General features: G+C 42.2%; 10 protein-coding genes and 1 tRNA gene. All 11 read left to right on the forward strand.

Annotation, left to right across the window (positions count from 1 at the left end; translation table 11 throughout):
• Positions 1 to 10 precede the first annotated feature (10 nt).
• The 11 genes from gyrB to GKG43_RS17495 all read left to right on the forward strand — a co-directional run bounded on the left by gyrB (position 11) and on the right by GKG43_RS17495 (position 12,263).
• A complete protein-coding gene (gene gyrB / locus GKG43_RS17445) occupies positions 11 to 1,948 on the forward strand; it encodes a DNA topoisomerase (ATP-hydrolyzing) subunit B (protein WP_050639218.1) in 1,938 nt (645 codons plus the stop codon).
• A 109-nt stretch (positions 1,949 to 2,057) separates the two neighbouring features.
• On the forward strand, positions 2,058 to 4,562 hold the full coding sequence (gyrA, locus tag GKG43_RS17450) for a DNA gyrase subunit A (protein WP_050639219.1): 2,505 nt from the start codon (positions 2,058 to 2,060) through the stop codon (positions 4,560 to 4,562).
• A gap of 525 nt (positions 4,563 to 5,087) precedes the next feature.
• Entirely contained in the window at positions 5,088 to 5,588 is a 501-nt protein-coding gene (locus GKG43_RS17455; protein ID WP_055152833.1) for a hypothetical protein, read from the forward strand.
• A gap of 242 nt (positions 5,589 to 5,830) precedes the next feature.
• On the forward strand, positions 5,831 to 7,018 hold the full coding sequence (locus GKG43_RS17460) for an iron-containing alcohol dehydrogenase (protein WP_050639221.1): 1,188 nt from the start codon (positions 5,831 to 5,833) through the stop codon (positions 7,016 to 7,018).
• Between the two features lie 401 nt (positions 7,019 to 7,419).
• Positions 7,420 to 7,872 (forward strand): DUF2975 domain-containing protein, encoded by a 453-nt coding sequence (locus GKG43_RS17465; RefSeq protein ID WP_050639222.1) that lies wholly within the window; start codon positions 7,420 to 7,422, stop codon positions 7,870 to 7,872.
• 26 nt (positions 7,873 to 7,898) lie between these two features.
• Complete coding sequence (locus GKG43_RS17470; RefSeq protein ID WP_050639223.1) at positions 7,899 to 8,111, forward strand: helix-turn-helix transcriptional regulator; 213 nt, start codon at positions 7,899 to 7,901, stop codon at positions 8,109 to 8,111.
• Positions 8,112 to 8,169: 58 nt separating this feature from the next.
• Positions 8,170 to 9,618 (forward strand): DUF4173 domain-containing protein, encoded by a 1,449-nt coding sequence (locus GKG43_RS17475; RefSeq protein WP_129879477.1) that lies wholly within the window; start codon positions 8,170 to 8,172, stop codon positions 9,616 to 9,618.
• 192 nt (positions 9,619 to 9,810) lie between these two features.
• A complete protein-coding gene (locus GKG43_RS17480; RefSeq protein ID WP_055152829.1) occupies positions 9,811 to 10,656 on the forward strand; it encodes a fumarate hydratase in 846 nt (281 codons plus the stop codon).
• Positions 10,657 to 10,724: 68 nt separating this feature from the next.
• Complete coding sequence (locus GKG43_RS17485) at positions 10,725 to 11,279, forward strand: Fe-S-containing hydro-lyase (RefSeq protein WP_050639226.1); 555 nt, start codon at positions 10,725 to 10,727, stop codon at positions 11,277 to 11,279.
• 57 nt (positions 11,280 to 11,336) lie between these two features.
• Positions 11,337 to 12,053 carry a lysophospholipid acyltransferase family protein gene (locus tag GKG43_RS17490; protein ID WP_025653898.1) on the forward strand — a complete coding sequence of 239 codons (717 nt, stop codon included), beginning with the start codon at positions 11,337 to 11,339 and terminating at the stop codon, positions 12,051 to 12,053.
• 122 nt (positions 12,054 to 12,175) lie between these two features.
• A tRNA-Ser gene (locus GKG43_RS17495) sits at positions 12,176 to 12,263 on the forward strand.
• The last annotated feature ends 298 nt before the right edge of the window (positions 12,264 to 12,561 follow it).

Below are 12,561 nucleotides of genomic sequence, written 5' to 3' on the forward strand. Positions count from 1 at the left end.
AGGTTTTTAAATGGGTGCAACAGGTACAGAATTTGATGCTGAATATGGAGCAGATCAGATCCAGATATTAGAGGGATTGGAAGCGGTAAGAAAAAGGCCGGGGATGTACATCGGAAGCACTTCGTCAAGAGGACTTCACCATCTGGTATATGAGATTGTAGACAACGCTGTGGATGAGGCGCTGGCAGGATATTGTGATACAATCTTTGTAAGTATAAATGAGGGCAACTCCATCACGGTTATTGATAACGGGCGTGGTATTCCTGTGGGGATCAATCATAAGGCCGGGCTTCCTGCGGTAGAGGTTGTATTTACAATTCTGCATGCGGGGGGAAAGTTTGGCGGCGGGGGTTACAAGGTATCGGGAGGCCTGCACGGTGTGGGAGCTTCGGTTGTAAACGCATTGTCGCAGTGGCTGGAAGTAGAGATCTACAATGAGGGTAAGATCTACAGGCAGAGATACGAGCGTGGAAAAGTTGTGGAAAAGCTGCGGGTAGTCGGAGAATGTGAGGCCGATAAGAGCGGAACTAAAGTAACATTTCTGCCGGATGATGAGATTTTTGAGGAAACGATTTTTGATTATGATACATTAAAGCAGCGTTTTCGCGAGATGGCTTTCCTGACGAGAGGACTGCGGATTGTACTTAGGGATGAGCGCGGGGAAGAGCTTGTGGAGAAGAATTTCCACTACGAGGGCGGGATCAAGGAGTTCGTCACTTATTTGAACCGCAGTAAAACAGCTCTTTACGACCAGATTATATACTGTGAGGGAATGAAGGATAATGTAGCCGTTGAGGTTGCCATGCAGCACAATGATTCCTACAGTGACAATACTTATGGCTTTGTAAATAATATTACGACGCCGGAGGGCGGTACCCATATAGTGGGATTCCGTAATGCTTTGACGAAAACTTTTAATGATTATGCGAGAAAAAATAAGCTGCTCAAAGACAGTGAGCCGAATCTATCCGGTGAGGATATCAGGGAAGGTCTGACTGCGATCATCAGTGTAAAGATTGAGGATCCTCAGTTTGAGGGACAGACCAAGCAGAAGCTGGGCAATAGTGAGGCGCGCGGCGCTGTGGACAGTATTGTGAGTACCCAGCTGGAGATTTTCCTGGAGCAGAACCCAAATGTTGCGAAAATGACTGTCGAAAAGTCAGTGATGGCGCAGCGTGCAAGGGAGGCAGCCAGAAAAGCAAGGGATCTTACCAGAAGAAAATCTGCCCTGGAGGGAATGTCCCTGCCGGGTAAACTTGCCGACTGCTCGGACAAGGACCCGAAAAACTGCGAGATTTACATCGTAGAGGGTGATTCTGCCGGCGGTTCCGCGAAAACCGCCAGAGACAGATCCACTCAGGCTATCCTGCCGCTGAGGGGAAAGATTCTGAATGTGGAGAAGGCAAGGCTGGACAAGATTTATGGAAATGCGGAGATCAAAGCGATGATCACTGCATTTGGCACGGGAATACATGAGGATTTTGATATTACGAAGCTTCGGTACCATAAGATTATCATTATGACTGATGCCGACGTGGATGGGGCGCATATCAGCACTTTGTTATTGACATTTTTATATCGTTTTATGCCGGATCTGATCAAAGACGGTTATGTGTATCTGGCGCAGCCGCCGCTGTACAAGCTGGAAAAGAACAAAAAGGTATGGTATGCATACAGTGATGAGGAACTGAGCCAGATTCTTTCAGAAGTGGGACGTGACGGAAACAACAAGATACAGCGCTATAAAGGTCTTGGAGAGATGGATGCGGAACAGCTGTGGGAGACCACCATGGATCCGGAACACAGAATACTGCTGAGGGTGACGATGGACGAGGAGACGTCTTCAGAGCTTGACCTGACTTTCACTACGCTGATGGGAGACAAAGTAGAGCCAAGGCGGGAATTTATCGAAGAGAATGCGAAGTATGTGCAGAATCTGGATATCTAATCTTAGATTGCAGGGAAAGTACTGATTACAGATCAGCATCGAATAATTAAGGGTTCGGCAGAACGGACTATTTGTCTGCCGGAAAACCTCCAAAGGAAAGGATATAAAAATGGAAGATAATATTTTTGATAAAGTCCATGAAGTTGATTTGAAAAAGACCATGGAAAATTCTTATATCGACTATGCCATGAGTGTAATAGCTGCCCGTGCCCTGCCCGATGTAAGAGACGGGCTGAAGCCTGTACAGAGGAGAATTCTGTACTCTATGATCGAATTGAATAACGGACCAGACAAGCCGCATCGTAAATGTGCGCGTATTGTCGGTGATACGATGGGTAAGTATCACCCCCACGGCGACAGTTCCATCTACGGGGCGCTGGTAAATCTGGCCCAGGAATGGTCTACCAGATATCCGCTTGTTGACGGCCACGGTAACTTTGGTTCTGTGGACGGCGACGGCGCCGCTGCCATGCGTTATACGGAGGCCCGTCTCAGTAAGATTTCCATGGAGATGACGGCGGATATCAACAAGGATACCGTTGATTTTACACCGAACTTTGATGAGACGGAAAAAGAGCCGACCGTGCTGCCGGCCAGATTTCCGAATCTTCTTGTCAATGGAACGTCAGGTATCGCAGTAGGAATGGCGACAAATATCCCACCCCACAACTTGAGGGAGGTTATCAGCGCGGTTGTAAGAATCATTGACGACCAGATTGAAGAGAACGGCGATACAGCCATAGAAGACATTTTAAAGATCGTTAAGGGACCGGATTTTCCGACAGGTGCGGAGATTCTGGGAACAAGAGGTATTGAGGAAGCATATAGAACCGGACGCGGCAAGATCCGTGTGCGTGCAATTACGAACATTGAGCCTATGGCAAACGGGAAGAACCGGATTATTGTCACAGAGCTGCCTTATATGGTCAATAAAGCCAGATTAATTGAAAAGATGGCTGAGCTTGTGCGGGATAAGAAAATCGATGGAATCACAGACCTTAGTGACCAGTCAAACCGTGAAGGAATGAGAATCTGTATTGAACTGCGCCGGGATGTGAATCCGAATGTTATTCTGAATCAGCTGTACAAACATACACAGCTGCAGGATACATTTGGCGTTATTATGCTTGCGCTTGTAAATAATGAGCCAAGGGTTATGAATATTCTGGATATGCTGCGGCTTTATCTGAAGCATCAGGAGGAAGTTGTAACCAGAAGAACAAAGTATGAACTGAATAAGGCAGAAGAGCGTGCGCATATTTTAAAGGGGTTACTTATTGCGCTGGATCATATCGATGAAGTCATTAAGATCATCAGGGGATCTAAGAACGTCCAGATCGCAAAAGAAGAATTGATTGCCAGATTTGATTTAACGGAAGTGCAGGCACAGGCCATTGTGGATATGCGGCTCCGTGCGCTGACCGGTCTGGAAAGAGAGAAGCTGGAAAGTGAATATGAAGAGCTGATGAAGAAAATCGGCGAATTAAAGGCAATTCTGGCCGACAGAAAGCTGCTTCTCGGCGTGATCCGGGAAGAGATTCTGCTTATTTCTGAAAAGTACGGGGATGAGAGAAGAACCTCTATCGGCTTTGATGAATTTGACATATCCATGGAAGATCTGATACCAAGGGAAAATATTGTTATTACTATGACCAGGCTCGGATATATCAAGCGTATGACCATGGATACCTTCAAGAGCCAGAACAGGGGCGGCAAGGGAATTAAGGGAATGCAGACGCTGGAGGAGGATTATATCAAGGAATTATTTATTACCTCCACCCATCACTATATCATGTTCTTTACCAATACAGGACGTGTATACAGGATCAAGGGATACGAGATTCCGGAGGCCAGCAGGACTGCGAGAGGAACCGCTATTATTAATATCCTGCAGCTGATGCCGGATGAGAAGATCACGGCTATGATTCCGATCCAGGAGTATGAGGACGGGAAGTTCTTGTTTATGGCAACAGAGAAGGGACTTGTGAAAAAGACTCCGATTACCGATTATGCAAATGTTAGAAAGACAGGGCTTGCAGCGATCACGCTGCGCGAGGACGACAGGCTGATTGAGGTCAAGATTACGGACAATGAGGAAGATATTGTACTGGTAACCAAATATGGCCAGTGTATTAGATTTAATGAAAAGGATGTCCGGGCGACAGGAAGAACTTCCATGGGTGTCCGCGGCATGAACTTAAGCGACAGGGATGAAGTCATTGCAATGCAGATGAGCACCCAGGGCAGCGATCTCCTCATTGTATCGGAAAAGGGGATGGGCAAGCGCACCAGCTTGGAAGAATTTACAACACAGAACCGCGGCGGTAAGGGAGTGAAGTGCTACAAGATAACCGAGAAGACAGGCAATGTAGTGGGAATGAAGGCCGTGAATGAGGATAACGAGGTTATGATTATCAACACGGAAGGCATTATTATCCGTATGCAGTGTGCGGATATATCGGCTCTTGGACGAGTGACATCAGGAGTAAAACTGATTAACCTTGCCGAGGGGGATACTGTGGCGAGTGTAGCTAAGGTAAGAAAAGCATCCGCGGAGATTGACGGAGAAAAGGTAGAAATCTCTGAGGATGATGAGGAGGAGATTCAAGAATAAACTTCCGGGAGGTCGGCTGAAGGGACGCTTTCCGGAGTCGTGAAAGGGATATCCCGGATGCTTCATTCGAAGATAACTGCCGCTTCATCAAAAGAAAAGCCAGCATGATGAACATCGCCGACAAACACGGGAATGCAGGATGCATTCCCGTATAAGTCGGCTTACAAGCAGGACTTGTGGTCCTGCTTGTAGTTCATATGCTGGCTTTTCTTTTGATGAAGCGGCAGTTATCTTCGAATGAAGCATCCGGGATATCCCTTTCACGACTCCGGAAAGCTGGTGCATCAGGACGGGAAAGTTGAATTCTTTGGATGGTTCTCTGCGCTGGCAGGGGCGGGAGAGGCGGATTGTTGATGGATTTTCGGATCGATTCGTTATTGGGAATAATGTTTATTGAGTGAGATTATATTCAGTTATATATTTTTGGTGTGGGGTTTGGTATACTTAAGAAGATTGGAATAGTATTTGTGGATGTTTTTAGCATTATATTCTGAGATTACTCATTCAGGGAAAGGAGGAAACGTCATGCGTTTAAGCCTAATAAAGCGAGGGGTGTTTAGCGGGAAGATTCTTTTTGTAAAGGTGATTATGTTTTTTCTGTATCGTGGAATGAAGACTTTATATAAGTATGATAGCAGAGTCTGCAAAGAAATTGAGGGCTGGCCTATAGGAAGGACGATTGTTCTTACTGTATCAAAAAGGGGACCAAAGCTTTGTTTAAAAAAAATATCCAGTGGTATACTGCGTTCCGAAAATATCGAGGATCCGGATATTCTTATCTCATTTAAAAGTATTGACGGTGCATTTCTGGTATTTTCCGGACAGATTGGGATTACAGAGGCTTATGCTCAGCATCGTTTTATGGTGAAGGGGGATATTGCCGAGATTATGTCTATTGTAAGGTGTATTGAATTGGCCGAAGTATATTTGTTTCCTAAAATAATTACAAAAAGAATACTGCGTAGAGTACCTGGTAAACAACTGGGAAGTTTTCGGGTATATTGCCATTCATTATTGGGATTTTAGAATAAAGACTCAAGTAGACTCTTTGAGTATTCATAGCGGGTTGTCGTTATGCTCCGAATGACCGATTTCTTTGGTGCACCGATGCGGTCTGCGGGGATAAATATGTTATTGTGAAATAAAAGTTATCAACATTTATATTGCTAAAAAACGGAGTAATTCACATATAGTATGTGGAAAACCCTGGAAAATTGTGGAAAAGTCGATTTTATTTTAAATTTTGATGAGATTTAGGAGGAAAACTCGTGCTGCCAACGTATTATGAATTTCAGAATTCAACAAAAATTTTATCCGGAAAGTATGCGCTTGAAAACATTACCTATGAACTAAAGGGACTGGGGGCATCCAGACCTATTTTGTTATCCGGCAGGATTCTCGAGAAAGTAGGATCTCTAAAGAAGGTAACCAACGCAATTGCTTCTACAGGAATGGAGCCGGGGGCTGTTTTTACGGATATCCCTGCAGATTCTTCGGTTGAAGTTGTGAATAAAATCGGGAAAAAATATAAAGAAGCGGCCTGTGACAGCATCATAGCCGTAGGCGGAGGTTCTATTATAGATACTGCAAAGGGCGTAGAAATGCTGATATCCCAGGAGGCAGAGGATTTGCTGGAACTGCAGGGCTGCGAGTCCCTGATTCGAGGAAAACATATCCCTTTTATCGCAGTGCCGACTACATCGGGAACCGGTTCAGAGACAACACTCGTAGCTGTGATTAAAAATATAGAAAAGTCCGTAAAAATGGAGTTTATATCAAACTATCTGTTACCGGATGCAGCGGTACTGGATCCCCGAATGACGGAAACGCTTCCGCCGAAAACGGCAGCTTCGACAGGTTTTGATGCATTATGCCATGCAATAGAAGCATTCAGCTGTACTCAAAAAAATCCACTGAGCGATGCCTATGCTGCCGCTGCAATAAAACTGATTTCAGAAAATCTGGTGACCACCATAAAAGACGGAAAAAATATTGAGGCAAGACTTGCAATGGCAAACGCATCCACTATGGCCGGTGCAGCATTCTCCAATTCCATGGTAGGAGCGGTTCATGCAATCGGACATGCACTGGGCGGAGTCTGTAAAGTACCCCATGGAAATGCCATGGCCATTTTGCTGCCATATTGTATGTTATATAATTATAAACAATTGGGAGATATATACGGAGAATTGCTTCTATACCTGGAGGGGCCGGAAGTGTATGCCAGAACTTCTGCAGAAAAGAGAAGTGAAGAGGCTATAAAATCCGTTAGAAAACTCGAACGCAGACTTCATAAGCTATGTGGACTGCCCATGACACTAAAAGAAGTAAAAGTAGAGAAAAAAGATTTTGATGCAGTGGCAAAAACAGCATTGAATGACGGGGCTATGCTTTTAAATCCGGCTGCAGTGGATTATGAGGACGTCATCATGATATTAAACCAAGCTTATGAGTAAAGGGGTCTGACCCCTTTGCATACTATTTTCAGAATATTCTCAAAATTTATTTGCTTTTTTAAATATGAAATAGAGATGCAATTAAAAAGCGGGTACAGAATGCCTTATTTAGATAAGGCAGGAAGTACTCGTTTTTCATTTTAAATTTACGATTAATTTACTACCATTACGAATAATTAACTGTGTATTTATAAATAAACAGTAAGTAAATAGTATTTTCCGGGATTTAGCTTTCCGGTATTTATGGCCGTATTAGTCAATAACTTAGCTATATTTACTTTATAATAATAAAAATATATTGTTATTCGATAAAAATATATTGAAATACAGTTTTAATAATGATATAATCCATAAAAAGAACTATTGGAAAATTACACAGAATTTGGAAAGGATTGAATTTTATGAAGCAGGAAAAGCTGATCAGATTTACAAGTGGATTTTTAGGTTTTATGTTTTATGCAGGAATTATTGTACTGGCGGGTCTCCCATTTATATTAAAACTGGCAGGCAGGTATTATTATGCAGAAATAGAAGTACAATTTTGGCCCATGTTAATTACTGTTGCTCTTGCAGGTGTCTGTGGCCTTATCATTGTGCATCAGCTGAGAAGGATGATAAAGACAGTGATCAAAAAAGACTGTTTTGTGGATAACAATGTAAAAAGTCTGAGTATGATGGGAAAAGTAAGTTTTATTATTTCTGTGCTATTTGTAATAAAGTTATTTTTTCTACCCACTCCTGCAACGTATGTCGTTATTCTGACCTTTTTTATAGCCGGACTGTTCAGCCATGTTCTGGCCTGTGTTTTTAAAGAAGCTGTACGTTTTAAAAACGAAAATGATCTGACCATTTAAGCGGAATATATTACAGGAGGAAAAGGATGTCAATTATAGTAAATTTGGATGTTATGATGGCTAAAAGAAAAATAAGCGTGACCGAGCTGGCACAGGAGATCGATATTACAATGGCCAATCTTTCGATATTAAAAAATAATAAAGCAAAGGCCGTCAGATTTACCACTTTGGACGCTATATGCAAAGCTTTAAAATGTCAGCCCGGAGATATTCTGGAATATGTAGAGGATGAAGAATAGCCGAGCGGGCCCCGATGTTGACGAAAACTTTCGGTAAATAAGGAAAGGAGCACTCATTATGGAAACATTATCAGTCAGTAAACTCGAGGAGAATTATCTCTATACAGGATGTATGTGTGGGATCTACGGTTTTATCTTTACATTCTGTCTGTATAAGAATCTGTCAGGAGTTACATTCCCTGTCATTGTTGCCGTAACAATTGCCACAGCGTTTATGTTTTTAAAAAGAATGGGAATAACAGTGAAGAAAAATTTTTATATTTACGCAGCTGGGATGATGCTGCTGGGAATTTCTACCCCGCTGACAATGAATAAATTTTTTCACTTTTTTAACTGGATCGGAATTATACTGCTTTTTATGTCTGGCATGATTCAACAGGTAAACGAGCAGGGAAACTGGAGCTTTCAGAAGTATATGGTATCTATTTTGATGCTGGCGGGAAAGACGATTGCTTCGGTATGTGATCCCTTTATTCATGGAATCAGATATAGAAAAAATAGGGTAAAAAAAGAAAGCAGATATTTCAAACCGATTATTCTTGGGTGTGCGTGTGCAGCCGGGCTGTTAGTAATTGTCCTTCCGCTTCTTGTATACTCAGATAAAATTTTTGCGGTGTTTTTCGGCTGTTTTACGGGATGGTTCAGATTTGGGGCTGAGCTGGGAGTAATTTTGACATTTCTGGCAGGCTATATTCTGATGTATGCATTTCTTTCAGGAATATCAGCACTAAATATAAAAGAGAAAGAAAATGTAAAACAGCTTTCTTTAAATTCTGTTACAGGGATTACATTTTCAGGGATACTTGCCGTTATATATGTATTTTACTCTGCGATTCAGATATTATTTTTGTTTTTACGGTTTGAAAGTGGTCTGCCAGAAAGCGTCACATATTCACAGTATGCGCATGCGGGATTCTGGCAGCTGCTGGCGGTCAGCATTATTAACTTCATCACTGTGTTAATCTGTGTTAGTATTTTTGAAGAAAATAGAATTTTGAAAATTATTCTTATGATAATTTCTGTATGCACATGTATTATGACTCTTTCCGCAGCTTATAGGATGATTCTTTATGTAAGAGCTTACCATCTTACGTTTTTAAGAGTTCTGGTTCTTTGGTTCCTTGGGGTGCTTCTGCTGATTATGCTGGGGGTTATGCTGAGTATTATACGAAAGAAGTTTCAATTATTCAAATATATCATGGTCGTGGTAGCAGTTTGCTATATTGCGCTGTCATTTACAAAAGTGGATAAACTGACGGCACAATATAATGTCAGACACTGGGAGCAGATTTCGGAGGTAGATATGATGCACCTTATGTTTGCCAGCTCCCTGGATACCGCACCAGTTGTGGTTCAGGCTGCTGAAAAGGCAGTGGGTAATCCGGAATACTGGGATGGGAGACTGGAACAGTATTTTCAGTGGATTCAGAAGCAGGATATGTCCCTGAGAACCTGGAATTTTTCAAAAGCCAGCGCTAAGGAAGCTGCAGCAGAATATCTGCGTTGACACTGCACTGTCTTTAAAATACCTTATTTTGCAGCTTAACTGAAGATCTGCTCTCCTTCCCGACAGCCCCTTCTCTTCTCAAATTTAAGATAAGTTTCCTCCACCACTATTTTCTTTTTTATAAAATTATATTATAATAAGAAAAGTTGTGAATTAAAAAAAATGAAATGATTAAATAGTGCAGGAGGAATCATGGTACGGTCAATTAATGTTGAGGAAATCACTAAAAATATAAAAGAAATGTGTATTGAAGCAAATCACTATCTGTCACCTGATATGGATGCGGCGATGAAGCATGCAGAGCAGACAGAAAAATCCCCTCTTGGAAAACAAATACTGGGACAGCTACAGGAGAATCTGGAGATTGCTGCGCAGGATATGATTCCAATCTGCCAGGATACAGGCATGGCAGTGATATTTCTGGAGATTGGCCAGGACGTGCATCTGGAGGGAGGACTTCTGGAAGATGCAGTCAACGAAGGTGTGCGCCAGGGATACACAGAAGGTTTTCTGAGAAAGTCCGTGGTAAATGATCCCTTAATCCGTGAAAATACAAAAGATAATACACCTGCTATTATCCATACAAAAATAACAGCAGGAGACAAAGTAAAAATAAAAGTAGCACCGAAAGGATTCGGAAGTGAAAACATGAGCCGAGTCTTTATGTTGAAACCTGCTGAAGGAATAGAAGGTGTTAAGAAAGCCGTATTAACAGCGGTAAAAGATGCAGGTCCTAATGCCTGCCCTCCAATGGTAGTCGGCGTAGGCATCGGCGGAACATTTGAAAAATGCGCATTGATGGCAAAAGAAGCCCTCACCCGGGAAGTAGGAACACATTCCGATATCCCATATGTAAAAGAATTGGAAGAAGAATTATTAAAAAAGATAAACAGGCTGGGAATCGGGCCGGGCGGCCTAGGTGGAACCACCACAGCACTTGGGGTTCATATCAATACCTATGCAACGCATATTGCCGGGCTGCCGGTTGGAATTAATATCTGCTGTCATGTGAACAGGCATGTAGTCCGGGAGTTGTAAAGGGGTCTGACCCCTTTGCTTACCTTTTTCAGAATATTCTTAAAATTCACCAGGGAGGGATATATATTATGGATAAACATATCACAGCACCCATTAAGAAGGAAGTATCAAAATCGCTGCATGCAGGCGACTATGTATACATAACGGGCACAATCTATACGGCCCGCGATGCAGCTCATAAAAGAATGTATGAGATACTGGGAGAGGGAAAGTCTCTTCCTATAGATATTGAGAATCAGGTGATTTACTATATGGGGCCTTCACCTGCAAGGGAAGGGCGCCCTATCGGTTCGGCAGGTCCTACAACTGCAAGCCGGATGGATAAATACGCACCTCAGCTTCTGGATCTGGGGCTCGGTGCTATGATTGGAAAAGGAAAAAGGAGCCAGGAGGTGATTGAAGCGGTTATAAGAAATGATTCCGTTTACTTTGCAGCAGTAGGAGGGGCAGGAGCCCTTCTTTCAAAATGTATTACCAGCTCAGAAGTGGTTGCCTATGATGATCTGGGGACTGAGGCAATCCGCAGGCTGACTGTAGAAAATTTTCCTGTTATCGTTGTAATTGACAGTGAAGGCAGTAATTTGTATGAAACTGCCATCAAAGAATATTGTATAGAAGACTAATTATTGTGTTTAAATTAGAAAAATCATGGAAAAACTAAGAGCTGAGAGGAAAATGTAATGAAACGTATATTGCTGATGGTGTTCCGAAATATCATCCTGGTTCCATATATGTGGTGCCGCCTGTGTTATCACGCGTCACATACTGAAAAGTACACGGAGGAGGAACAGTACAGCCTGCTGAAGTTTATTGTGCTGCGTGCAAATAAAGGGGGAAATGTACGGATAGAACCTTATGGCACAGAAAATATTCCTAAAGAAAGTGGATTCATGTTTTTTCCAAACCATCAGGGCCTGTACGATGTGCTTGCTGTTCTGGAGGCCTGTCCAATGCCCTTTTCAGTGGTCGCAAAGAAGGAAATTCAGAATATCCAGTTTCTAAAACAGGTTTTTGCATGTATGAAAGCATATATGCTGGACAGGGATAATGTACGTCAGGCTATGCAGGTTATTATCGATGTATCAAATGAAGTGAAAAATGGGAGAAATTATCTGATCTTTGCAGAGGGTACCCGTTCAAAGAACGGAAACCGCATCGGGGAATTTAAGGGTGGCAGCTTCAAAGCTGCAACAAAGGCAAAATGTCCGATTGTCCCCATAGCGCTGATTGATTCATTTCGTCCATTCGATACAAATACAATCAGTAAGGTTACCGTACAGGTTCATTTCCTGAAACCATTGTACTATGATGATTATAAAAATATGAAAACAACGGAAATTGCATCCATTGTCCATGACAGAATACAGGATACAATTGACAAAAATGAGAAAAAATGAAAAAGTTGCGATTTTTCCGTTGACATAAAACAATCTGTTTAGTATAATAACTTTTGCACTGTTGGGTGCATAATTGTATATTGCCCTGCTGATATATAGAAAGCAGGTATTATTCAGAATCAGGAGAAATACTCAAGAGGCTGAAGAGGCGCCCCTGCTAAGGGTGTAGGTCGGGTGACCGGCGCGAGGGTTCAAATCCCTCTTTCTCCGTTTTGATGTTTTCCAGAACTACTGGGCCAAGCCAGTAGTTTTTGCATGTAAGTTCTACAAGAAAGTATTGTAGGAAAGCATCACTAAAAACACTAAATCTAGTATGTAAAATATGTGTTTGAAAAAAGTTGAAAAAAAGTTAAATAAACTCTTGACAGATGCATATGATTAATGATACTATGTTTAGGCTGACCCGTGAGGGACAGCAAACGACAAAAAGTACCTTGATAATTAAACAATAGACAACAAACCCTTGAAAATTTCTTATAGAGAAAATTTTTAAGAACAGCATCATAAT

Origin of the sequence: Eubacterium sp. BIOML-A2 (assembly GCF_009680135.1) — a bacterium.
Taxonomy (GTDB): Bacteria; Bacillota; Clostridia; order Lachnospirales; family Lachnospiraceae; genus Faecalicatena; species Faecalicatena contortus_B.

Coding starts and splice junctions, on each gene's coding strand:
- GKG43_RS17485 (WP_050639226.1), top strand. CDS start 10,725: ATGGATAAACATATCACAGCACCCATTAAGAAGGAAGTATCAAAATCG.
- GKG43_RS17465 (WP_050639222.1), top strand. CDS start 7,420: ATGAAGCAGGAAAAGCTGATCAGATTTACAAGTGGATTTTTAGGTTTT.
- GKG43_RS17490 (WP_025653898.1), top strand. CDS start 11,337: ATGAAACGTATATTGCTGATGGTGTTCCGAAATATCATCCTGGTTCCA.
- GKG43_RS17470 (WP_050639223.1), top strand. CDS start 7,899: ATGTCAATTATAGTAAATTTGGATGTTATGATGGCTAAAAGAAAAATA.
- GKG43_RS17475 (WP_129879477.1), top strand. CDS start 8,170: ATGGAAACATTATCAGTCAGTAAACTCGAGGAGAATTATCTCTATACA.
- gyrA (WP_050639219.1), top strand. CDS start 2,058: ATGGAAGATAATATTTTTGATAAAGTCCATGAAGTTGATTTGAAAAAG.
- GKG43_RS17455 (WP_055152833.1), top strand. CDS start 5,088: ATGCGTTTAAGCCTAATAAAGCGAGGGGTGTTTAGCGGGAAGATTCTT.
- gyrB (WP_050639218.1), top strand. CDS start 11: ATGGGTGCAACAGGTACAGAATTTGATGCTGAATATGGAGCAGATCAG.
- GKG43_RS17480 (WP_055152829.1), top strand. CDS start 9,811: ATGGTACGGTCAATTAATGTTGAGGAAATCACTAAAAATATAAAAGAA.